This window comes from Arthrobacter sp. 05T420 (genome assembly GCF_056396305.1).
Map to the genome: position 1 here is coordinate 33610 of NZ_JBFTLG010000021.1, position 22122 is coordinate 55731.

The window sequence follows — 22122 nt, forward strand, 5'->3', positions numbered from 1 at the left end:
CCGGTACCGCATACGGTCCGGACGGAGGCGCCAGGACCGGCCGGGCTCAGGCGCGGGCGGCGATCGCCGTTGCGCCGGCAGCCATGAATTCGGCGATCCGCTCGCGGGGCGTCGCGTCACTGACCAGCGCCTCGCCGACCAGGACCGCGTTGGCGCCGCGGGCCGCGTAATGCTTGACGTCCTCCACGTCGCGCACACCGGATTCGGCCACCACAAGGGCGCCGGCGGGAATGCCGCCGGCCAGCTCCGCAAAAACGGAACGGTCGACGTCGAGCGTCTTGAGGTTGCGCACGTTGACGCCGATGATCCGGGCCTCCGCGGCGACCGCGCGCTCGATTTCCTCGGCGGTGTGCGTCTCGACCAGCACGTTCATGCCGAGCCCGCGGCTGAGGGCCGTGAATTCGCGCAACTGGGCGTCAGAGAGCGAGGCCACGATCAGCAGGATCAGGTCGGCACCATGGGCCCGGGCCTCCCAGATCTGGTACTCGTCCACCATGAAGTCCTTGCGCAGCAGCGGAATGTCCACTGCGGCCCGGACGGCGTCGAGGTCCGCGAGGGAGCCCCCGAAGCGGCGTTCCTCGGTCAAGACGCTGATCACTGCCGCCCCGCCGTCGGCGTACTGCGCGGCGAGGGACGCGGGATCGGCGATGTCCGCGAGCCTGCCCTTGGACGGGCTGCGGCGCTTGACTTCGGCGATGACCTTGAGTTGGTCCCGGGTGCTGGAGGTCCCGCCCAGGGCGGCCCAGGCGTCACGGGCGGGCGTTGCCGCGGCGGCGCGCTCCTTCAGTTCCGCGAGCGTGACCAGGCGCTGGCGTGCCTGCATATCCTCCAGGACACCGGCGTTGATGTCGTCGAGAACGCTCACGCTCAGTGGCCGGAGTTCTTCAGCTTGCTGCCGCCGACGCCGTAGCCGGCCTTGCGCATGGCCCAGCCGGCGAGCAGGCCGATCACCATGATTGCCGCACCCGCGACAAAGATGGGGGTGTTGGCGATGACGAAGGCGATGGACGCAATGAGGGCGCCGACCAGCATCACGATCACGCAAGTCCATGCGGCCGGGCTGTTGCCGTGACCCGGCGCTTCGCTGTGATCGACGTCGTCGTAGACGCCCTTCGGCGCAGCGGACGTGGATGCGGAAACAGTGGCTTTGCTCATTGAAATCTCCTCAGGATGAATACTGCTTACATTCTGCCATTTTTTGGCGGCGTTATTGGCACCGTTGCCGGCACCGTTGCTCGCCGCGGCATCGGCTCAGGTGGGGTCGTCACCGCGGGACAACCGGTCCCAGCTGTCAATCTCGTCCGCGGGCGCGGCCGAGGCAGCACCACCGGCTGCAGTTCCGCCGGCGGCTGCCGCGTCATATTTGGTGCGGCTCTTCCAGTAACGGCCGGCCGGCACGATCGCAAAGGCGCTAATTCCCAACAGGGCACCGGCGACGACGGCGAGAAGGGGGAACACTGTCACGTCCACCTGCACGGTGCTGCCGCTGATCCCGGTGGCGGCAGCGATCGATCCCTGCGCGGCGGACAGCGGGTCCGCCAGCACCACGGCCGCCGCGGCCACGATCCCCGCGGCCGTGAGGAGGATGATCGCCGTGATAACCCAGCGGGCCACGCGGCCGGCGATGGAGGCCGCGAGGCCGCCGGCGAGGGCGACAAGGGCCAGGGCCGTCACAGTGGTGGCAGCCTTGCTGCCCTGGACCTGCAGCCCGTCCTGGCTGGCCACGGCCGCGCCGAGCTGAGCGGGGTCCAGGTGCACGGTGAGCCAGGTCTGGGTGGTGGTCCCGAACACGGCCAGCGCCAGGGCGGCGATCACCAGGACCAGGGTGGACTTGCGGGCCCATCCGGGGACGGCTGGACGAGTGGTGCTCTTCACGGTTCCTTCCGGCTGTCCCATCAGGAATCCGCCCCGGCGTCGGGTGCTGAGTCGGTGACGGCGTCACCGTTGATGTTGTGCAGCGAACTGGCCGTGTGGACAGCCCGGAGCGGGGCGGCGGCCTTGTTGACGGTTTCCTGGGCCTCGGTGGGGTTGACCGAATCTGCCACGATCCCGCCGCCGGCCTGGACGTAGGCGCGTCCTTCCCGGAGCAGGGCGGAGCGGATCGCGATCGCCATGTCCATGTCCCCGGCGAAATCCAAATAGCCCACCACGCCTCCGTAGATGCCGCGCCGGTGCGGTTCAAGTTCGTCCAGAAGACGCAGGGCCCGCGGCTTCGGGGCACCGGAGAGGGTACCGGCCGGGAATGTGGCCTTGAGGACGTCGTAGGCCTTGGCGGCCGGGGCCAGCTCGCCCACCACCGTGGACACCAGGTGCATGATGTGGCTGAAGCGTTCCACTTCCATAAATTGGGTGACGTCGACGGATCCTGCGACGCAGACCTTGGAGAGGTCATTGCGGGACAGGTCCACCAGCATGAGGTGCTCGGCGCGTTCTTTCTCGTCCGCCAGCAGTTCCTCGGCCAGCGCCTTGTCCGCCTCCACCGTCTTGCCGCGCGGCCGTGACCCGGCGATGGGGTGCGTGATGACCTCGTCCCCGGTGACGGTGACGAGGGCCTCCGGCGAGGAGCCGACGATTGTGTATTCGCGGCCCGCGGCGTCCTCGAAGCTGAAGAGGTACATGTAGGGGCTGGGGTTGGTGTTCCGCAGGACCCGGTAGACGTCGAGGGGGTCGGCGCCGCACTCCATTTCGAAGCGGCGGGAGATCACCACCTGGAAGACCTCGCCGTCCACGATCGCCTCCTTGCCGCGGTCCAGGGCAGCCAGGTATTCGGATTCGTCCCAGCGTTCCTGCACGCTCGACGCGAAATCCAGGGCGGCCGTTTCGAGCACGGAGACAGGCTGTTCCACGGGGCGGCTGATCTTGTCCAGCAGGGCTTTGACGCGGGCGACGGCGTCGTGCCAGGCGTCGTCGACGCGTTCGGTGCTGTTGTCGAAGTTGATGGCGTTGGCGATCAGCAGGACGGTGCCGTCCATGTTGTCGTGGACCGCCATGTCCGTGACGAGGTTGAGGGCCATTTCCGGCAGCTGGAGGTCGTCCTCCGGCGGGGTGGTCAGCTTCTCCCAGTGCCGGACTGTTTCCCAGCCGAGGAATCCGACCAGGCCGGACGTGAACGGCGGGAGGCCGTCGAAGCGTTCGGTGCGGAGCGCCGCAACGGTGTCGCGGATGGCGTCCACCGGGCTGCCGTCCAGCGGCACACCGACCGGGGGCTCGCCCAGCCAGTGCGCACTGCCGTCCTTGGTGGTGAGGGTCGCCCGGGAGCGGGAGCCGATGAAGGAATAGCGGGACCAGGCGCCTCCGACCGCCGCCGATTCCATCAGGAACGTGCCAGGCTGGCCCTGGGCGAGCTTGCGGTAGAGCCCGATCGGGGTTTCGGCGTCAGCCAGCACCTTGAGCCGGACGGGGATGACGCGGCTGTGGCCTGCGAGTTCACGGAACTCTTCGAGGCCGGGGCTGATGATTCCAAGGTCCTGCATGGCTGTGCTTTCCGCCTGTTCTTTAGGTGGACCGGTCCCGGATCCGGTCATGGATCTGTGTGGGTCCGGTTCGTGAAGCTGTGTGTCCTGTTGCGGGTCTCCTACTGCAGGGGCTTAGCCCCCGTGGCCGACGACGGCGTCGAGCTCGCGGCCGTCGAAGCAGGTCCGGGTTCCCGTGTGGCAGGCTGCGCCGACCTGGTCGACGCGGACCAGCAGGGCATCGCCGTCGCAGTCCATGGCGAGCGACTTGACCCATTGCACATGCCCGGAGGTGTCACCCTTGCGCCAGTACTCCTGGCGGGACCGCGAAAAGAACGTCACGCGGCCGCTGGTCATGGTGCGGTGCAACGCCTCATCGTCCATCCAGCCCAGCATCAGGACCTCGTGAGTATCGAACTGCTGGACGATCGCGGCCACCAGTCCTGCACTGTCCCGCTTCAGGGCGTCCGCCAGTCCGGCCGGCAGGGGGCTGCCGTTGACGGGACTGCCACCGACAGCGCTGGTGACGGGGATGGCACTGTCATTGACGGGGCTGGGGGCGGGGGCGGGCTGCTCAGACATCAGATCAAGTCTAGTGCCTCCGGGCGTGCCGGCGGCCTGCGGGCCGTCCCGTCGCTTAACACTGTGGCCCAATCGCGGCGCCTGCAGTGCTCACCCGCCGGATCATGCCGCCAGGCACGGTCACGGCGGCGATTCCTGTGCCCACTCGCGGCCGTCTCGTGCTAGTTTCACAAGTGATGCATTTCGTCGAACCGTCCCGAGAAGTCCTGGCCGAAACCCTGCTTGCGGCCGGCCCTGATGCCGCCACGCTCTGCGCAGGCTGGCTCACGCGCGATCTTGCGGCGCACCTGTACTTGCGCGAGCGGAAAATCGCCGTCGGACTCGGCCTGCTGATCAAACGCCTCTCCAAGGCCTCAGACCATGCGACAGCCGAACTGGCGAGCTCTCTGAAGACCCCCGAGGACTACGCCAAGCTCATCAACGACTTCCGTTCCGGCCCCCCGGCGCTCTCGCCGCTGCGGATCAAGGCCCTGGACGAGAGCTCCAACCTGATCGAGTATTTTGTGCACACCGAGGACGTCCGCCGCGCCGTGGACCGCTGGGCCCCGCGGGCTCTGGACCAGGCCTACTCGGACGCTTTGTGGGATGAGCTAGTCAAGCGCGCCGCCATCCTGTACCGCGGCGTGGATCTGGGCATTGTGCTGGTGAGCCCGTCCGGTCCGCGTCATGTGGCCAAACGCGCTCCCGTGTCCGTGGCCATCGTCGGCGAGCCGGGCGAGCTGCTCATGCACGCCCACGGCCGCACCCGCCACGCCCTGGTGACGTTCGAGGGCCAGCCCGACGCCGTCGCGCTCCTGCAGTCCGCCGAAGTCGGCCTCTAACTCCTCCCGAACCTCCGCAGGACCTCCGCAGAACCAAACAACGCGGGGTCACTTACGGCCCATAAACCCTTCCGGGATGGGCGGTAAGTGACCCCGCGTTGCTTTGATCCGATGGAATCAGCGGACTTCGAAGCCTGCCTCGCGGATCGCGGCCTTGACCTGCGCGATCATGTCCAGCGGGCCGAAGTGGAAGACCGAGGCCGCCAGGACGGCGTCTGCCCCTGCTGCCACGGCCGGCGGGAAGTGCTCCGGCTTGCCCGCGCCGCCGGAGGCGATGAGCGGGACCTTGACCCCGCCCCGCGCCAGACGGATCAGTTCCAGGTCGAAGCCGTCCTTGGTGCCGTCGGCGTCGATCGAGTTCAGCAGGATTTCACCCACCCCGCGGTCCGCAGCTTCCCGAGCCCAGGCGATGGCATCGATCCCGGTCCCCTGCCGTCCGCCGTGCGTGGTGACCTCGAAGCCGGACGCCGTGGGCTGCGAGCCCGGACGGGTGCGCCGCGCGTCGAGGGAGAGCACCAGGACCTGGGAACCGAAGTGCCGGGTGATCTCGTCGATCACGTCCGGCCGGGCCACGGCCGCGGTGTTGATGGCGGCCTTGTCCGCGCCGCAGCGCAGGAGCTTGTCCACCTCAGCCACGCCGCGGACGCCGCCGCCGACCGTCAGCGGGATGAAGACTTCCTCGGCGGTGCGGCGGACGACGTCGAACGTGGTCTCCCGGTTGCCGGAGGACGCCGTGACGTCAAGGAAGGTCAGCTCGTCGGCGCCGCTGTTGTCGTAGCGGTGTGCCAGTTCCACCGGGTCCCCGGCGTCACGGAGACCCTCAAAGTTGATGCCCTTGACCACGCGGCCGGCATCGACGTCGAGGCACGGGATGACGCGCACGGCAACAGTCATGACTTCTCCTGATGTTTTGCTGGAGGCTAATTGCGGCAGGGGTGATTTCCGGAGGAACCCGCTGGCCGGACCCGGCGGGGGCGCCTAGATGCGGCAGGCGTGGATGCTGCTGACCAGGATGGCGCGGGCGCCGAGGTCGTAGAGCTCGTCCATGATCCGGTTGGTTTCCCGCTTGGGCACCATTGAGCGGACGGCCACCCAGTCCGAATCGCGCAGCGGCGAGACCGTGGGCGATTCCAGGCCCGGGGTGAGTGCTGCGGCCTGTTCCACGAGTTCCTTGCGGATGTCGTAGTCCATCATCACGTACTGCCGGGCCACGAGGACTCCCTGGAGCCGGCGGATCAGGACCTCAGTGGCCGGGTTCTGCTCGCCCTTGCGGCCGATCAGCACCGACTCGGAATTCAGGATCGGCTCGCCGAAGATCTCCATGCCGGCGGCCCTCAGCGTGGTGCCGGTCTCAACGACGTCGGCGATCGCGTCCGCGACGCCGAGGCGGACGGAGGATTCCACGGCGCCGTCGAGGCGGACCACCTTGGCGTTGATCCCGCGCTCGGCCAGGTAGCCGCGCAGCAGCCCGTCGTAGCTCGTGGCCAGGCGCTTGCCTTCGAGCTGGGTGACGTTGCTGAAGTCGCCGATCGGGCCGGCGAAGCGGAAGGTCGAAGCGGCGAAGCCCAGCGGCAGCAGCTCCTCAGCCTCGACCTCTGCGTCCAGCAGCAGGTCGCGGCCGGTGATACCGACGTCGAGCGTTCCCTGGCCCACATACACGGCAATGTCGCGGGGGCGGAGGAAGAAGAACTCAATATCGTTGTCGGGGTCCACCATGACCAGCTCGCGGGTATCGCGGCGCTGGCGGTAGCCGGCCTCGGCCAGCATGGCCGCGGCAGCTTCGGACAGGGATCCCTTATTCGGGACGGCAACTCTCAGCATGGGAAAAGTCTTTCTTGGGTTCGGAAGGATCTGTGGGGGCACATCGGCCACGCGGTGCACGGGATCCGCCAGCGAAGTCACGGCGGTTTCCGGTGCGGGCGCGGCTAGAGATGCTTGTAGACGTCTTCCAGGGTGAGTCCTTTGGCGAGCATCAGAACCTGCAGGTGGTACAGCAGCTGCGAAATTTCCTCGGCCGCGGCTTCATCGGACTCATACTCGGCAGCCATCCAGACCTCGGCTGCTTCCTCCACGACCTTCTTGCCGATGCCATGGACTCCGGAATCCAGTTCAGCGACGGTGCGGGAGCCTTCCGGGCGGACGGCGGCCTTTTCACTCAGTTCTGCGAACAGCGACTCGAAATTCTTCACGCCCCCAAGCCTACTTGCTCCCGGCGCGGGAACGCCCGCCGTGCCGTTGCATGACGGAGGGGAAGTGAGGCGACACACATACAACACAGCGAACACAGCCGGCGCGGGCGGCCAGGGCGGCCAGGATGGCGCCCGCGCCGGCCCCGGCTGCAGCCTGGGCCCGCAGCTTAGGGCCGCAGCTTGAGGGCTTAGCCGAACTGCTTGAGGGTCACTGCGGTGGCCAAAGCAGCGGTAACCGCCTCGTGCCCCTTGTCCTCAGTGGATCCCGGCAGGCCGGCCCGGTCGATCCCCTGCTGCTCGGTGTCGCACGTCAGCACGCCGAAGCCCACGGGAACACCGGTGCGGACGCTGACCTCGGTCAGGCCCAGGGTGGCTGCCTCGCAGACATATTCGAAGTGCGGCGTGCCGCCCCGGATGACGACGCCCAGCGCCACGACGGCGTCGAAGTGCGGTGCCAGCCGGGCCGCAGCGACGGGGAGCTCAAATGTGCCGGGCACGCGCAGGACCGTCGGCTCATTGATCCCGGCGTCCTTGGCGGCGCGCAGGGCGCCGTCGAGCAGTCCGTCCATGATCCGGGTATGCCAGCTTGCGGCCACAATGGCCAGCTTGAGCTGTGAAGTTTCCTCCGGCTTGAAGGTGCTGAGGTCGATCTGGGGGGCGCCGTGGCCGCTCATAGGGTAATCCTTGCTGTTAAGTCTGGTGGTTGGGCCGCTGGCCTGGCAGCCTCGCTGTCCGGCGTCCTGGGCAGGACGGCCGGACAAGCTGGCAGGAAACGGGGCGAAGCGGGTTGGGGCAGCCTGCAGCGCCGCCCGGTCAATCCTGGTCGGGCTCGAACCCGGGCAGGCTGGCGGCCGGCGCGGGTTCACCGTCCAGGACCAGGAGATGGTCCATCCGGTCCTTCTTGGTCTGCAGGTAGCGGATGTTCTGTTCGCGGGAGGGAACCTCCGTGGGGACCATCTCAACCACCCTGACGCCTGCCTGGGCGAGCCGGTCCTGCTTGTCCGGGTTGTTGCTCAGGAGCCTGATCTCGTGGAGTCCCATCTCCGCGAGGATCTGGGCGGCGGCCTTGTAGCAGCGCGCATCGACCGGCAGCCCGAGCTGCTCATTGGCCTCCACGGTGTCGAACCCGGCCTCCTGCAGGGCATAGGCCTTCATCTTGTTCGCCAGGCCGATCCCGCGGCCCTCCTGGCCGCGCAGGTAGAGTAGGGTGCCGCCGAGTTCGTTGATCAGCTCAAGAGCATAGGCCAGCTGTTCGCCGCAGTCGCAGCGGTAGGAACCGAACACATCGCCAGTGAGGCACTCCGAATGGAGGCGGACCAGCGGGGGCAGGCCATCAGCCGGGGCCAACGGTGAACTGACAGCCAGGTGTTCCGCGCCGGTGGCCAGATCGGTCCAGGCCTGCGCCACGAAATCGCCAAAGGCGGTAGGCAGCTGAACGATGGGTCCGGCGCTGACCGGATGCGGCTGGCGCGCCATGGCCATCTCTTCTCGGGTCTCCGAAGTCGTCACTATTTCTCCTCCATCAGACGGGGTCCGTTGCGTGGCTGCCGTGCTGTTCAGTTTCAAGGTACGCCACCAGATCCGCAATCGAAATCAGGGGGCAACCATGCTCAAGGGCGAAGCCTCGCAATCCGTCCAGCCGCATCATTTCTCCGTTGTCGTACACAACCTCTGCTATCACTCCCACGGGCTCCAGTCCGGCCAGCCGGCACAGGTCCACGGCCGCCTCTGTGTGGCCGGGACGTTCCCGCACTCCCCCGTTAACGGCGCGGAGCGGAAAAACATGCCCGGGACGGGTCAATGAATTTGGCTGGCTTTCCGGGTCCGCCAGGATCCGGGCCGTCAGGGCGCGGTCCGTGGCGGAGATTCCGGTGCTGATCCCCACCGCGGCGTCGCAGGACACGGTGTAGGCGGTGCCCTTGGCGTCTTCGTTGACGGCCACCATCGGCGGCAGGGCCAAGGCATCGGCCCGGTCGCCGTCGAGCGGTACGCAGATCACGCCGGAGCTGTAGCGGACAGTCCAGCCCATCAGGGCCGGGGTCGCGTGCTCGGCGGCGAAAATGATGTCGCCTTCGTTCTCGCGGTCCTCGTTGTCCACCACCAGGACGGGGCGCCCGGCTGCCATGGCGCTGATGGCATCCTCGATCGGATCGAGACCCAACCGGCCGGCGTCGGCGGCGCGGAACGCCTCTGGCAGGCCTGCTTGGTCTTTGACGTGGTCTGTGACGCGGCTCATTTCGCGGCCCTTTCCGTGGGTGCGGATTCTCCGGCGGGAACTTCTGGCGCCCTGTGCGCTGCGGGCGACGATCCGCCGGCAAAGGACAGGAGGCGCTCGGTGTACTTCGCCAGGACGTCGACTTCAAGGTTGACGTGGCCGCCGAGGGGCTTCTGGCCCAGGCCGGTCTCGGCGAGGGTGGTGGGGATCAGCCCCACTTCAAACCAGGGGGCGGGTTCGTTGGCCGGGCTGACGGCCGCGACGGTGAGGGAGACGCCGTCGACGGCGATGGATCCCTTTTCGGCGATGTACCGCGCGAGTCCGGCCGGCACGGCGAACCGGAGCCGATCCCAGTTGCCAAGCCCTTCGCGCTCCAGGAGTTGGCCGACGCCGTCGACGTGTCCCTGCACGACATGACCGTCCAGCCGTCCCCCGGCGGGCACGCAGCGTTCCAGATTGACCGGATCGCCCGCGGCGAGTTCTCCGATGGTGCTGCGGTCAAGGGTCTCGCCCATGACGTCGACGCTGAAGTCCCTGCCATCGATCTGCGTCGCGGTGAGGCAGACGCCGTTGACTGCGATGGAACCGCCCAGGGCTAAGCCGTCCGTGGTGCCGGGCGCGTGGAGCCGAACTGTGGCGCTGCTGTCACCGTTGCGCTCAACGGAGAGCACCTTCCCCTGCTCGGCGATAATTCCGGTAAACATCAATTGCCTCCTGCGGCGGTGTCCGCGCCGGTGCGGTGCGGGGTTGTATCGGATGAAGTAGATGTGGCGGCCGGGGCAGACGGAGTGGCCGGCCCGGCCGAGGCAGACGGGGTAGCCGGGCGGAGATGGAGCCGGAGGTCGCGGCCGAGGACCTGGACGGCGCCCCCGGATGCCGCGTCCCATTCCCACTGCTGGGCTTCGGCCAGGGTGGTGATGCCCAGATCCTCTAAGGCGGCCGTGCCGGAGCCGAGCAGTGTCGGAGCCAGGTAGACGATCAGTTCGTCCACCAGGCCGGCCGCAAGGAACGCGCTCAGGATCCGGGAGCCGCCTTCCACCATGAGGTGCCGGACGCCGCTTGCGAACAGCTGGTCCAGGGCCTCGCGGGGATCGCGCGTGGCCAGATGCAGGACGTTGCCGTCCGCCCCGTGGATGGCGGCGTCCTCGGGAATGCCCCGGTACCCCATGACCGCGCGCAGGGGCTGCTTGCCGTCTGCTTCGCCGTCGGCGTTCCGGGCGGTGAGGCGGGGGTTGTCGATCAGCACCGTCTGGGTGCCCACCAGGATGGCGTCAATCCGTCCCCGCAGGGCGTGGTTGTCGGCAAGCGATTCCGGGCTCGAAATCCACTGGCTGGTGCCATCGCTGGCAGCGATGCGGCTGTCGAGGGTCTGCGCGATATGCAGGGTGACGAAGGGCCGTTTGGCGGCGACGGCCTCGAACCAGCGCCGGTTCAGGTCCAGCGCGGCGTCGGCCGCCAGCCCGGAACGGACCCGGACGCCGGCGGCGCGGAGCGTCCCGGCCCCGCCGGCGGCCGGATCATGGGGATCGTCGACGGCGTAGATGACGTCGGTGATGCCGGCGTCGATGATCGCCTGCGCGCAGGGTCCGGTGCGCCCGCAGTGGTTGCAGGGCTCCAGGGTCACCACGATCGCGGCGCCGCGAAGGTCCAGGCCCGCCGCCTTCGCCTGGGCGATGGCGTCCGCTTCGGCGTGGGCCGTCCCGGCCCCGCGGTGGTATCCGGTGGCCAGGAGTGTTCCGTCGGTTCCAACGACGACGGCGCCCACGAGCGGGTTGGCGCCCCGCGGGCCTTGCGCCGCGGCGGCGAGGGCAGCCTGCATTGCCGCATTCTCGGCAGGGCTGAAATCGGCGGCGCTGAAATCGGTTGCGCTGAATGGGGATGGGTTGGGCGGGGCAGCGCTGAATCCGGCGCTCAGGCCGGCACTGTTGGGGGCGCTCACTTGGCCACCACCGGGTCGGGGAAAGCGGTTTCGACCGTGACCGGCCGGTTTGCCAGCGTCGAGGCACGCCACCATACGAAGAATCCGGCGAGCGTGAAGAAACCGTAGAAGAGGTACATGACAGCGCTGGCGTAGTAGCCCGCGCTGAACAGCAGCGGCACACCGACGATGTCCACCGCCACCCAGATCAGCCAGAACTCCGTCCAGCCGCGGGCCATGCCGTAGGTGGCGAGCAGCGAGCCCATGAACGTCCAGGCATCGGCCCAGACCGGCGGGTAGGAGCCCAGTGAGTCGAACAGCGGCGTCAGCGCGGCGGTCCCGGCCACAAGGCTGAGACCCAGGATGACGCGGGTCTTGTTGCTGGCCCAGCGCGGCGCGACGGCTGCCCCGCCGCCGGCGGATTGCCTGCCCTGTTGCCAGCGGTACCAGCCATAGAGGGCGACGCCGATGAACATGACCTGGCGTCCGGCCTGGCCCCACAGCGTGGCGGGCGTGGCGGAGCCGAAGACGTTGCCCAGGAACACCGTCAGGAGCAGTAAGTTGCCGGCGATGCCGACCGGCCATGCCCACACCCGGCGGCGCATGCCGCCGACGGCGCTGGCGAGGCCAAAGATGTTGCCTAGCACTTCACGAAGAATCAGGACAGATCCGCCTACCGGGATCTGCGCTTCGAAGAGCCATCGCAAGGGGTCCATGCGTGTGTCGTTCCTTCCCTCAAGAACCGCGATGGCTCCGGGGGTATACGACAGCACAATTATGCAGCGCCTTCTGGGCGCCGCAGTAACAGCTGTACGTGCTTCTCTCATCCAGACTTTAACTGTCGGTACCGGAATTTCACCGATTCAACCGTTTGCCGGCAACCCTCCCAAAGGAAGGCGCTGGCGCGCGGGTCGCGGACTGTCACCGCCGGTTCGGACTTACACCGACCCCGGAGCACGTATGTGTGTTGTTATTCTGACACAACTGCCGGCCTGCCCGGGCTATTCCCGGCCGCGCACATTACGGCCTGAGTCATCTTGGCCGCAGTTCCCTGCCGGGACCGTCGTGGTCTCAGCGGTTCCCGGCCGCCCGGAGCCTTTCGATGGCCTCCGCCGGATCCGAGGCGCCGTAAACGGCTGAGCCCGCCACAAAGACATTCGCTCCCGCCTCTGCGGCACGCACGATCGTCTCCTCGGTGATCCCGCCGTCGACTTGCAGCGCCACGTTGACGCCGGAGCCGTCAATGGCCGCGCGGGCCCGCCTGATCTTGGGCAGTGTCAGGTCCAAAAATGACTGCCCGCCGAACCCGGGCTCCACCGTCATGATCAGCAGCAGGTCCAGTTCAGGGAGCATGTCCAGGTACGGCTCCACGGGAGTGCCCGGTCGCAGCGCCATGCCGGCCTTGGCGCCGCGGGCTCGCAGTTCCCGCGCGAGTTTGATCGGCGCGATCGAGGCTTCGGCATGGAACGTCACGGAGGCCACCCCGGCGTCGGCGAAGCCCGGCGCCCAGCGGTCGGCGTCGGCGATCATCAGGTGGGCGTCCAGCGGCACCGGGCTGACTGCCTGGATGCGCTGCACCACGGGCAGCCCGATGGTCAGGTTGGGCACGAAGTGGTTGTCCATGACATCCACGTGCACCGCATCGGCATTGCTGATGCGGCGCAGTTCGGCCTCAAGATTGACGAAGTCAGCCGAAAGGATGCTCGGGTTGATGCAGCACTGGGCCATGGATTTCCTTCTCGTTCGTACTTAGCTGGTTCGTTCCTAGGTTGCAGCGCCCCAGTATCGGTGAAGCTCAGGCCTTTTTGTGGATCAGCGCCAGGAACATGGCGTCCGTCTGGTGCACGTGCGGCCAGAGCTGGGCGGTGAGCTCGTGTCCGGCCTCGAGGTGGCCGGTGAGGCTGACACTGTCCAGCACGGCGCCGGCGTCGAGCAACTCGAGGTCCTCGCGCTTGCGCAGGACATCACTGACGACGGCGGTGGTCTCTGCCGGGTGCGGCGAGCAGGTCACGTAGGCCACCACGCCGCCGGGCTTGACGGCGTCGATCGCTGAGTTGAGCAGCTGGCGCTGCAGCGGGCCAAGGTCCACGAGGTCCTTGGGCGTGCGGCGCCAGCGCGACTCCGGACGCCGGCGCAGGGCACCCAGGCCGGTGCACGGGACATCGACGAGGACCCGGTCGAAGGATTCGGGCTGCTCGGCGCCGATGTCGCGGCCGTCGCCGGTCCTGACCTCCCAGGCATCCCGCGGGACCGCGGACAGGGCTTGGCGTACGAGTTTGGCTCGGTGCGCGGCGGATTCGTTGGCCAGCAGGTGAGCACCCTGCTGCCGGGCGAGGGCAGCGAGCAAGGCGGCCTTGCCGCCCGGGCCGGCACAGAGGTCCAGCCAGCGCTCCCCCGCACTCCCGCTGTCGGTCCCGGCTTCCCCGCCGGGGTCCGTGCTGGTTTTGGTGCCGGTGCCCGCGCCGGTTTCTGTGCCCGGGCCTGTGCCGAGATCGACGGCGGCCATGGCCCGGGCCACGAGCTGCGATCCCACGTCCTGGACACGGGTGCTTCCGTCCCGGACCGAGGCGAGCCGGCCGAGGTCGCCGCCGCTGGAGAGCGCGGACCCCTCGACGAGTTCACCCGGGGTGGCCCCAATTTCCAGGGCCTCTTCAAGGCTGCCGATGCCGGGCAGCGCGACGAGGTTCACCACGGGCGCGGCGTTGTCGGCTTCGAGGAGCCCGTCAATCTCAGCGGCAGGGCGGCCGTGGGCTACGAGCGACTGGCGGAGCGCACGGACAATCCACTCGGGGTGGGCGTAGCGGATGGAGGCGATGGTGGTGGCATCGGTCTCGGTGCTGAGCAGCAGCTCGAGCCACTCGTCGAGGGTGCGGGCGGAGACTTTGCGCAGCACGGCATTGATCAGGGCCGAGGGACCGGCCCCGATCACGGCGCGGGCCAGCCCCACAGTCTGGTCCAGGGCGGCGTGGGCGGGCACGCGCATGGCGAGCAGCTGGTGCGCGCCGATCCGCAGGGCGTCCAGGATCGCGGGATCCAGCTGGTCCAGCGGGCGGTCGACGCAGCGCGCCAGAATGGCGTCGTACGTGCCCTGACCGCGGAGGGCGCCGTAGCTGAGCTCGGTGGCGAAGCCGGCGTCGCGCTTGTCCAGCCCGTGATGCCGGATCCGGGCTGGCAGCACAAGGTTCGCGTAGGCGTCCTCGGCCTCCACGGCTCGGAGCACCTCAAAGGCGACCAGCCGGGCGGGATCGGCGCGGCGGGTCCGCTGGGACGGGGCACTCTCCGTGAAGCCGCGCTGCGGGCCGCGGTTGCGTTCCCTGCCCTGCGCGTTGCGGATGCTGCCGTCACGTCCCCGGCCGCCCTGGCTACCACCCTGCCGGGCGCCCTGGCCACTGCCTCGGCTGCTGCCGCTGGTCCCGGACTCGCTCATTCGAATACCACGCTTTCAAGTGTTGCCTGCCCACGCGCCCAATCAGCGGCGGCCATCATTTTCTTGCCCGCGGGCTGGACCCGCGTCAATTCCACCGGGTGCGAACCCGTCCCTACGAGGACCCGTTTCCCATCCATGGCCAGCTGTCCGGGCCGAAGCGTGGCGGACTCCGGGGCCGGCAGCACCGGCTCCAGCTTGATCCGCTGGCCATCGAGCATGGTCCAGGCGCCGGGCTCCGGTGTGACCCCGCGGGCGCGCCGGCCGATCGCCAATGCTGGCTGCTGCCAGTCGAGCCGGCCGTCTTCGAGGCTCAGTTTGGGGGCCAGACTGACCTCGCCCTGTTGCGGCAGCGCGGCGGCGTTACCGGCGTCGATGGCGGACAGCGTCTGGGCCAGCAGGACCGCACCGCTGTGGGAAAGCCGCTCGAGCAGCGCCCCGGCGGTATCGCCGGCGTGCACGGTTTCGGTAAGCGTGCCGAAGACCGGACCGGTGTCCAGCCCCTCTTCGAGACGGAAGGTTACGGCGCCGGTGACGTCGTCGCCGCCGATGACGGCACGCTGAACGGGGGCGGCGCCGCGCCAGGCCGGCAGCAGGGAGAAGTGCAGGTTCACCCAGCCGTGGCGGGGAACAGCGAGGGCAGCCCGGGGAATCAGGCCGCCGTAGGCAACGATCGCCGCGACGTCCGGCGCGGCAGCGGCAATGCGGTCGGTGACCCCGGCATCGACTTTGGCGGCGTGAATGATCTCGATGCCGAGCTCGGCGGCCCGGGCAGCCACGGGCGACGGCGTCAGGACCCGCTTGCGTCCCAGCGGCGCGTCCGGGCGTGTGAGGACCGCGACGACGTCGAACCCAGCGTCAATCAGGGCATCCAGTGACGGCACGGCGACGGCCGGGGTCCCCGCGAAAAGGACCCTCACGGATTGATTCCGAAACTGGAACCGCCAAAGCTCGTCCCGACGCTCTTCTCACGCTTCGACGTTGTCTGTTCCGTAATGGCGTTGTAGTTGGCATTGCGGATGGCGCGCAGGGCGGCCTTGCGGTCATCGCCTTCGAGCCGGTCGGTGTACAGGATGCCATCGAGGTGGTCGGTCTCGTGCTGGAAGCAGCGGGCCAGCATGGCCTCGCCCTCAACGGCGACGGGGTTGCCAAGGAGGTCCACGCCGGTCACCCGGGTATGGCGGTAGCGGCGGACCGGGAAGCCGAGGCCCGGGATGGACAGGCATCCCTCGACCTGGTCCGGCTGGAAGTCCTCGCTGTTTTCCAGCACGGGGTTGATGATGTGACCCTCGACGCCGCCGATCCGGTACGTGAAGACGCGCAGGCTGACTCCGACCTGGGGTGCGGCCAGGCCTGCGCCCTCCACGTCCTCCATGGTTTCGGTCATGTCTGCGACGAGCTTTGCCAGTTCGGGCCCGAATTCCGTCACGGGATCGGCGACTGTGCGCAGCACAGGATCCCCGATGATGCGGATATTCAAAATGGCCATGTGCATTCTGTCCTCACGGTGAGCGGCTAGGGATCCAGTCCAGTTTAGTTGCAGCTGCCGGGCTCCTGCGCTGGGGTACCTGTTCAGTGCTGCCGTGCAGTGCTACCGGTTCAGCGTGGGCCGGTTCACTGCTGCCGTGCAGCGTTGCCCGCTCAGCGCTTCACGGGCGGTGCCAGCGGGAGCAGTGCTGCTCCGGCGGTCGCCGTGTCGGCTGACATCTCCCACACACGGCGCAGCGCACAGAATTTCCACCAGTGGTGTTTCAGGACCTCGGGGTTGGCCCGCTGCGGACGGACTTCGGTCTCGCCCACCGCAACGGCCAGGAGGATGGGCGATTCGCCGTGCTGCCACGCCTCCCACTCCCCCGCCACAGGATCCACGAGGCTTTCCTCTGCCTTCATACCGGCGACCAGCTGCATCACCACCTTGTCATCGAGCGGCTTGATGGTGCCGTCCCGGCTGGTGCCCTTGGTCTTGTAGTCGATAAGGCAGGTCCTGCCATTGATCTTTGCCACGAGGTCCAGGGTGCCGGCGTAGCCGACCGTCTTGTTCCACACCGTGATCTCCGGTGCGATGGGTTCGACGTCGAAGAGCTCCCACCATTCGTCGAAGCGCGCCGCGAAGGCTTCCTCGCCGTTGGCGGCCAGGGCCTCCCGTGTTTCCTTCATTTGGTGCGGCCGGCCGAGCGCGCGCAGCGCAACCTGCTCGCAGTAGTTGTGGACCCGGTCGCCGCGCTTGGCGGCATCGTCCCGGTATGACTCCGCTGCCTTGGCAGCCCGGCTGACCGCCTGGCGCAGCTTGGCCGGGCTCCCCAGGATGCCGGGGAGCCCGGGATCCTGGGCAAGGCTGTTCGCACCCATGTATCCGAACCAGCCATCCAGGCCGTGCGGCTGCTGGCCGATCACCGTGGTGATCGAGGGGACGGAGAACTGTGCCGATGTAGAGCGGGCGTACATACGGCCATAGTCCGTGGCGTGGGCGAGGAGTGGAGCGGTCATGGAAAGACTCTTTCACGGGGGTCAGACAATGGTGAAAAGCAAAATGGCCCGCCCCGCTGAGTCAGCGGAACAGACCATTTCGTTAGTGGGCGATACTGGGTTCGAACCAGTGACCTCTTCGGTGTGAACGAAGCGCGCTACCACTGCGCCAATCGCCCTAACGACATTGAATGCTAGCCCACCCGGGCGGATTTCAGAAATCGGTCCACGGAACCCGGCTCCGCCGCTGGCGCCTGCGCCGATCTCTCCTCAGCACTCCCCCGCAGCGGTCTTGCGCTCGGGTCCTGTCCACCAGCTCGACCCCCGCCCCACGCAATGGTCCCGGCGCCGCTTCGAGCCCCGGCTTGAAACGGACCCTAATTACAGCGTTGTAATTAGCAAAATCCCCTAGAACTCAATGAAGTAGGGCCATGGAAAGGGGCCGAATGCGCCTCGATTTGTAGATTCCCAGAACCTCCTATAGAGTTCTTACTCGTTGGAACGCGAGGAAATGCCCAATGCGGCACGGAAACGCACGCCAACACTGCGGACGTAGCTCAGCTGGTAGAGCACCACCTTGCCAAGGTGGATGTCGCGAGTTCGAATCTCGTCGTCCGCTCGCAGGACACTGTCACGGCAAAGGTTCTTCGGAATCCTGTCTACACGGTGGGTTGGCCGAGAGGCGAGGCAGCGGCCTGCAAAGCCGTATACACGGGTTCGAATCCCGTACCCACCTCGGTGAAAACCCTGGTTTCCGGTTCAGGCCGGATGCAAGGGGCGATTGGCGCAGCGGTAGCGCGCTTCCCTGACACGGAAGAGGTCACTGGTTCGATCCCAGTATCGCCCACCAAAGCAAGGCAACTTGCTTGATGCAGTACCACCGGCCCAGCCGGCATGGACTAAAAATGCGGACGTAGCTCAGCTGGTAGAGCACCACCTTGCCAAGGTGGATGTCGCGAGTTCGAATCTCGTCGTCCGCTCTCTTCATTACAACTCCACTCCGGATCCTTCCGGTTGCGGGCGATTGGCGCAGCGGTAGCGCGCTTCCCTGACACGGAAGAGGTCACTGGTTCGATCCCAGTATCGCCCACTCACAAGAGCAGCTCCCCCGGAGCCGCTCTTTTTTTGTGCATTTCAGGTCCTTCTACCCTGTGCGTCCGGCCCTGGCGTCTTTTATCCTCTGGGCGGACACCCTTGGCACCCCCGCCAGCGCCCGCTAGGGTAGAAGTCGCTAGGAGCGATCTGGCTCCGCGACCGAAGGGAGGTGCCCGTGGGTTTACTTGACGATCTAAAGGGCAAGGCTCAGCAAGTAATTGGTGGCAACGAACAAGCCATCAAGGACGGCATCGAAAAGGCCGGCGATTTCGTCGACACTAAGACCGGCGGAAAGCACGCCGACAAGATCGATGCCGTGCAGCGAGGCGCCTCCGACTTCGTGGACAAGGCGAACGACCGGCCGGACACGGCCCCCGTTGCCGATCAGCCCCCCGTAGCCGGCGAGCCCCGCGCAGCCGGGGAACCCCCCGTAACCGGGGAGCCCCGCCAGCCAGGCCTCTGACCCAGATACGTCAGCGAGGTGCCGGTCCCGCCGAGAGGTGGCGCCGGCACCTCCGGCATTTAACGGCGGCCCCGGCGTCATGCCGCAGGCCTCCCAGCAGCACTTAACGAAGCAACGCGGGGTCACTTAGCGCCCATCCGGTGCCTCAGGATGGGCGCTAAGTGACCCCGCGTTGGAGTTGGGGGCCTGCGTTGGAGTGGGGTGTGGAGTTGGGGGCTCGGTGTTAGGACGGCTCGTGGTTTTGGCCCTCGCGGGCCAGGGCGGTGAGCCTGGAGACGGCGCGGAAGTACTTCTTCATGTACCCGCCGGTCATCATTTCCTCGGTGAAGAGCTGGTCGAACGGCACACCGCTGGCGAGGATGGGCACGTCTTTGTCGTACAGCCGGTCCGCCAGCACCACGAAGCGCAGCGCAACGGCCTGCTCGGTAATCGTGTGCACGTTCTTCCACACGACGCCTTCGATCCCCTCCAGCAGCTGGCGGTAACGGCTCGGGTGCACGCCGGCCAGGTGGTTGATCAAAGTACTGAACTCATCGCGGGCCACGGTCTTGCCGTCGAATTCGGCATGCATGTGGTGGGTCAGGTCATCATTGCGCAGCGGCGCGGGCGCGGCCGGCAGGCCGCGGTGGCGGAAGTCCTCGCCGTCGATCCGTACGACGTCGAACTGGTCAGCCAGCACCTGGATTTCGCGGGCAAAGTCGACGGCGGCGAAGCGCCCGTCGCCGAGGGAGCCCGGCAGCGTGTTCGACGTTGCGGCAAGTTTCACACCGGCGTCGGCAAGTTCGCGCATGAGCCGGGACATGAGCACGGTGTCGCCCGGGTCATCGAGCTCAAATTCATCGATGCATACAAGCTTGTAGTGGCTCAGGGCCTCGACGGTTTTACGGAAAGACAGGGCACCGACGAGGTTGGTGTATTCGACGAACGTGCCGAACGCCTTCGGCCCAGGGGCGGCGTGCCACAGCGACGCCAGCAGGTGGGTCTTGCCCACACCGAATCCGCCGTCGAGGTAGATCCCGGCCCGGGACGTATCCTTCTTGCCGAAGAGCCGCTTGAACAGGCCGTCGCCGTCACGGGCACCCACGCCCGCCGCGAAATGCTCCAGGGCATGGACCGCACGGGCCTGGCTGGGCTGGGAGGGATCCGGCCGGTAGCTGGAAAACGACACCTCACCGAACCGCGGCGACGGGTAGAACCCCTTGAGGAGTTCGTCCACGGAAACTGCCGGCGTACGGGCGGCGAGCTGTTCGATCTGTACCAAGGTGGTCCGTTCTGCTGGTCTCTTGTCCCCAGCAAGAATACCGGCAAAGCTCGCCGGGCCCGCGTGCCCGCTTGCGGACCCGCTGCCGGCGTGAGGAAGACCACATTTCCCCGTGTGAACCCTGCGGAGCATTCCCGCCGGCCCGTGACTAGTGTTGTAACAGGCCCGGCGCCGCGCACACTTTCCGCGCCCGGCCTCCTGACCGTTCCAGTGAAAGGCCATCGCAATGTCCTACCCCGTTGAAGAGAACGAGAAATTCGCCGCCTATTCCCACCCGGACCGCCTGGTGTCCACGGAATGGCTGGCCACGGCAATTGAGGAGGGGGCCCTCGACGGCGGCAACCTGGTGGTGGTGGAATCCGACGAGGATGTCTTGGTCTACGAGACCGGCCACATCCCGGGCGCAGTGAAGATTGACTGGCATACGGACCTCAACGACGAGGTCATGCGTGACTATGTTGACGGCAAGGCGTTTGCCGCGCTGGCCGGTGCCAAGGGCATCTCCCGGGACACCACCGTGGTGATTTACGGCGACAAGTCGAACTGGTGGGCCGCGTACGCCCTGTGGGTTTTCACGCTCTTCGGCCACGAGGACGTCCGGCTCCTGGACGGCGGCCGGGACAAGTGGATCGCGGAGGGCCGGGCGCTTTCCACCGAAACGACCGTCGCCTCCCCCGCTGATTACCCCGTCGTGGAGCGCAACGACTCCCCGATCCGCGCCTTCAAGGACGACGTTCTGGCCCACTTCGGCAAGCCGCTGATCGACGTCCGCTCGCCCGAGGAATACACCGGACAGCGGACCCACATGCCCGCGTATCCGGAGGAGGGCGCGCTGCGCGGCGGCCACATCCCCACAGCGGCCTCCATCCCCTGGGCCCGCGCGGCGGCCGGCGACGGCACCTACCGCAACCGCGGCGAACTCGAGGCCCTGTACCTGGGTGAGGCCGGCCTGAAGGCAGGCGACGACGTCGTGGCGTATTGCCGGATCGGCGAGCGGTCCAGCCACACCTGGTTTGCGCTGAAGTACCTGCTCGGCTTCGAAACGGTCCGGAACTACGACGGTTCCTGGACCGAATGGGGCAACGCCGTCCGCGTCCCGATCGCCAAGGGCACAGAGCGCGGCGCGGTTCCGGCCGGCCGTTAGTGACCGGCTGCATGGCCCGGAAAGGTCAGCGACAGGGTACGGGACAGGGACACAATCGCCGCGCGTGCGTAAGCTGGGAATGATGAATACTTCAGCCCTCCCCGCCGCGCTGGCGGACATTGTCGATGATTTCCAGGCCCTGACCGAAGCAGAGCGCCTGCAGTTGCTGCTCGAGTTCTCGCAGGGATTGCCGGAACTTCCGGAGCGCCTCCGGGACCACCCGGAACTGCTGGAGCAGGTAGTGGAATGCCAGACGCCGCTCTTCCTCGCCATCGAGACGGAACCGGCCGACGGCGTCGCGCCGGAACGCGTCCGGCTCTACTTCAAGGCACCCAGGGAGGCCCCGACCACCCGGGGCTTCGCCGGGGTGCTCCATGAGGGACTCGACGGGCTCAGTGCCGCGGAAATCCTGGCCGTCCCGGATGACATGCCCGATCTGCTGGGCCTCACCCGGGCCATCACTCCGCTGCGCATGCGCGGGATGACGGCCATGCTGGGCCGGATCAAGCGCAAAGTGGTCGCGTCCGGAGCCCGGCCGTCGCCGGCGCAGTCCTGACCTAACGCTCGGACAGCCACGGGACATGGCCCGCAAACACGCGTCGCAGGGAACTCCGGCCACCGCAGCACTCGCGGCCGCCGGGGTTCCCTTTGTCGCCCACCCCTACACCCATGACCCTGCGGCGGCCAGCTATGGCCTGGAAGCGGCGGAAGTGCTCGGCGTCGACCCTGCCCGGGTCTTCAAGACACTGATGGTGGACGTCGACGGCCGGCTCGCCGTCGGCGTCGTGCCCGTGAGCGGAAACCTGGACCTCAAGGCGATGGCCGCAGCCCTGGGCGGCAAGAAGGCAGAAATGGCCGACCCGGCAGCGGCTCAGCGGCGGACCGGATACGTGCTCGGGGGCATCTCACCGCTCGGGCAGCGCCAGTCCTCCCCCACGGTGGTGGATGACAGCGCCCTGGGGCTGGAGACCATCCTCGTTTCCGGCGGACGGCGGGGCCTGGACATCGAGCTGGATCCGGCCGAGCTCATTCGGCTCACGGCGGCCCGCACCGCCAGAATCGGGACCCGGTGCGACTGACGCGGTCTCAAGC

At 67.6% G+C, this 22122-nt stretch carries 25 protein-coding genes, 6 tRNA genes and 1 riboswitch; of the genes, 10 read left to right on the plus strand and 21 right to left on the minus strand.

What is annotated here, in order from left to right:
* Positions 1–46: 46 nt before the first annotated feature.
* The 5 genes from trpC to hisI all read right to left on the minus strand — a co-directional run bounded on the left by trpC (position 47) and on the right by hisI (position 4034).
* Positions 47–865, minus strand: a complete 819-nt coding sequence (gene trpC, locus AC1DEM_RS18710) for an indole-3-glycerol phosphate synthase TrpC (RefSeq protein ID WP_476885793.1) — start codon at positions 863–865, stop codon at positions 47–49.
* Positions 866–867: 2 nt separating this feature from the next.
* Positions 868–1155, minus strand: a complete 288-nt coding sequence (locus AC1DEM_RS18715; RefSeq protein WP_229995248.1) for an HGxxPAAW family protein — start codon at positions 1153–1155, stop codon at positions 868–870.
* Positions 1156–1251: 96 nt separating this feature from the next.
* Positions 1252–1896 (minus strand): Trp biosynthesis-associated membrane protein, encoded by a 645-nt coding sequence (locus AC1DEM_RS18720; protein ID WP_476885794.1) that lies wholly within the window; start codon positions 1894–1896, stop codon positions 1252–1254.
* Complete coding sequence (locus AC1DEM_RS18725) at positions 1896–3473, minus strand: anthranilate synthase component I (protein ID WP_476885795.1); 1578 nt, start codon at positions 3471–3473, stop codon at positions 1896–1898. Before AC1DEM_RS18725 ends, AC1DEM_RS18720 begins: the two co-directional genes overlap by 1 nt.
* A gap of 114 nt (positions 3474–3587) precedes the next feature.
* Positions 3588–4034 (minus strand): phosphoribosyl-AMP cyclohydrolase, encoded by a 447-nt coding sequence (hisI, locus tag AC1DEM_RS18730; RefSeq protein WP_476885796.1) that lies wholly within the window; start codon positions 4032–4034, stop codon positions 3588–3590.
* Positions 4035–4210: 176 nt separating this feature from the next.
* Here hisI and AC1DEM_RS18735 point away from each other — a divergent pair, with 176 nt between their 5' ends.
* Entirely contained in the window at positions 4211–4855 is a 645-nt protein-coding gene (locus AC1DEM_RS18735) for a TIGR03085 family metal-binding protein (protein ID WP_476885797.1), read from the plus strand.
* A gap of 117 nt (positions 4856–4972) precedes the next feature.
* Here the strand turns inward: AC1DEM_RS18735 and hisF are convergent, their stop codons facing one another.
* The 15 genes from hisF to AC1DEM_RS18810 form a co-directional block, all read right to left on the minus strand.
* On the minus strand, positions 4973–5749 hold the full coding sequence (gene hisF, locus AC1DEM_RS18740) for an imidazole glycerol phosphate synthase subunit HisF (RefSeq protein WP_476885798.1): 777 nt from the start codon (positions 5747–5749) through the stop codon (positions 4973–4975).
* 84 nt (positions 5750–5833) lie between these two features.
* Complete coding sequence (gene hisG / locus AC1DEM_RS18745; RefSeq protein WP_476885799.1) at positions 5834–6676, minus strand: ATP phosphoribosyltransferase; 843 nt, start codon at positions 6674–6676, stop codon at positions 5834–5836.
* Between the two features lie 104 nt (positions 6677–6780).
* Positions 6781–7044, minus strand: coding sequence for a phosphoribosyl-ATP diphosphatase (locus AC1DEM_RS18750; protein WP_018772463.1), 264 nt, complete (start codon positions 7042–7044; stop codon positions 6781–6783).
* A 188-nt stretch (positions 7045–7232) separates the two neighbouring features.
* Positions 7233–7718, minus strand: coding sequence for a 6,7-dimethyl-8-ribityllumazine synthase (gene ribH / locus AC1DEM_RS18755; protein ID WP_476885800.1), 486 nt, complete (start codon positions 7716–7718; stop codon positions 7233–7235).
* Positions 7719–7857: 139 nt separating this feature from the next.
* The gene (ribA, locus tag AC1DEM_RS18760; RefSeq protein ID WP_476885846.1) at positions 7858–8520 is read right to left on the minus strand and encodes a GTP cyclohydrolase II; all 663 of its coding nucleotides are present in this window, start codon (positions 8518–8520) and stop codon (positions 7858–7860) included.
* Between the two features lie 46 nt (positions 8521–8566).
* On the minus strand, positions 8567–9280 hold the full coding sequence (gene ribB, locus AC1DEM_RS18765; protein ID WP_476885801.1) for a 3,4-dihydroxy-2-butanone-4-phosphate synthase: 714 nt from the start codon (positions 9278–9280) through the stop codon (positions 8567–8569).
* Positions 9277–9963, minus strand: a complete 687-nt coding sequence (locus AC1DEM_RS18770; RefSeq protein WP_476885802.1) for a riboflavin synthase — start codon at positions 9961–9963, stop codon at positions 9277–9279. Before AC1DEM_RS18770 ends, ribB begins: the two co-directional genes overlap by 4 nt.
* Positions 9963–11078 (minus strand): bifunctional diaminohydroxyphosphoribosylaminopyrimidine deaminase/5-amino-6-(5-phosphoribosylamino)uracil reductase RibD, encoded by a 1116-nt coding sequence (gene ribD, locus AC1DEM_RS18775; protein ID WP_476885847.1) that lies wholly within the window; start codon positions 11076–11078, stop codon positions 9963–9965. Before ribD ends, AC1DEM_RS18770 begins: the two co-directional genes overlap by 1 nt.
* 116 nt (positions 11079–11194) lie before the next feature.
* Positions 11195–11893, minus strand: a complete 699-nt coding sequence (gene pnuC / locus AC1DEM_RS18780; RefSeq protein ID WP_476885803.1) for a nicotinamide riboside transporter PnuC — start codon at positions 11891–11893, stop codon at positions 11195–11197.
* Between the two features lie 94 nt (positions 11894–11987).
* Positions 11988–12139: riboswitch (FMN riboswitch) on the minus strand.
* Positions 12140–12248: 109 nt separating this feature from the next.
* On the minus strand, positions 12249–12905 hold the full coding sequence (rpe, locus tag AC1DEM_RS18785) for a ribulose-phosphate 3-epimerase (protein ID WP_476885804.1): 657 nt from the start codon (positions 12903–12905) through the stop codon (positions 12249–12251).
* A 67-nt stretch (positions 12906–12972) separates the two neighbouring features.
* Positions 12973–14604, minus strand: coding sequence for an RsmB/NOP family class I SAM-dependent RNA methyltransferase (locus AC1DEM_RS18790; protein WP_476885805.1), 1632 nt, complete (start codon positions 14602–14604; stop codon positions 12973–12975).
* Positions 14601–15521 (minus strand): methionyl-tRNA formyltransferase, encoded by a 921-nt coding sequence (gene fmt, locus AC1DEM_RS18795; protein WP_476885806.1) that lies wholly within the window; start codon positions 15519–15521, stop codon positions 14601–14603. The genes AC1DEM_RS18790 and fmt overlap by 4 nt, the downstream gene beginning before the upstream one ends.
* Positions 15518–16090 (minus strand): peptide deformylase, encoded by a 573-nt coding sequence (gene def, locus AC1DEM_RS18800; protein ID WP_476885807.1) that lies wholly within the window; start codon positions 16088–16090, stop codon positions 15518–15520. Before def ends, fmt begins: the two co-directional genes overlap by 4 nt.
* Positions 16091–16242: 152 nt before the next feature.
* Positions 16243–17088, minus strand: coding sequence for a cytochrome (locus AC1DEM_RS18805; protein WP_476885808.1), 846 nt, complete (start codon positions 17086–17088; stop codon positions 16243–16245).
* Positions 17089–17174: 86 nt separating this feature from the next.
* Positions 17175–17246 (minus strand) — tRNA-Val (locus AC1DEM_RS18810).
* 367 nt (positions 17247–17613) lie between these two features.
* Here AC1DEM_RS18810 and AC1DEM_RS18815 point away from each other — a divergent pair.
* From AC1DEM_RS18815 to AC1DEM_RS18840, 6 genes are all read left to right on the plus strand, one after another.
* Positions 17614–17686: transfer RNA gene (locus tag AC1DEM_RS18815), tRNA-Gly, on the plus strand.
* 46 nt (positions 17687–17732) lie between these two features.
* A tRNA-Cys gene (locus AC1DEM_RS18820) sits at positions 17733–17803 on the plus strand.
* 39 nt (positions 17804–17842) lie between these two features.
* Positions 17843–17917: transfer RNA gene (locus AC1DEM_RS18825), tRNA-Val, on the plus strand.
* A gap of 57 nt (positions 17918–17974) precedes the next feature.
* Positions 17975–18047, plus strand: a tRNA-Gly gene (locus AC1DEM_RS18830).
* Positions 18048–18085: 38 nt separating this feature from the next.
* A tRNA-Val gene (locus AC1DEM_RS18835) sits at positions 18086–18157 on the plus strand.
* Between the two features lie 180 nt (positions 18158–18337).
* Positions 18338–18625, plus strand: a complete 288-nt coding sequence (locus AC1DEM_RS18840; RefSeq protein ID WP_476885809.1) for an antitoxin — start codon at positions 18338–18340, stop codon at positions 18623–18625.
* A 223-nt stretch (positions 18626–18848) separates the two neighbouring features.
* Here the strand turns inward: AC1DEM_RS18840 and zapE are convergent, their stop codons facing one another.
* Complete coding sequence (gene zapE, locus AC1DEM_RS18845; RefSeq protein ID WP_277524478.1) at positions 18849–19886, minus strand: cell division protein ZapE; 1038 nt, start codon at positions 19884–19886, stop codon at positions 18849–18851.
* Positions 19887–20112: 226 nt separating this feature from the next.
* On the opposite strand from zapE, the gene AC1DEM_RS18850 reads away from it, so the two are divergent.
* The 3 genes from AC1DEM_RS18850 (at position 20113) to ybaK (ending at position 22109) form a co-directional block, all read left to right on the plus strand.
* Positions 20113–21030, plus strand: coding sequence for a sulfurtransferase (locus AC1DEM_RS18850; protein ID WP_476885810.1), 918 nt, complete (start codon positions 20113–20115; stop codon positions 21028–21030).
* A gap of 82 nt (positions 21031–21112) precedes the next feature.
* Positions 21113–21586: a SufE family protein gene (locus tag AC1DEM_RS18855; RefSeq protein ID WP_476885811.1), complete on the plus strand. Its 474-nt coding sequence runs from the start codon at positions 21113–21115 to the stop codon at positions 21584–21586.
* 25 nt (positions 21587–21611) lie between these two features.
* Positions 21612–22109: a Cys-tRNA(Pro) deacylase gene (gene ybaK / locus AC1DEM_RS18860; RefSeq protein WP_476885812.1), complete on the plus strand. Its 498-nt coding sequence runs from the start codon at positions 21612–21614 to the stop codon at positions 22107–22109.
* Positions 22110–22122: the final 13 nt, after the last annotated feature.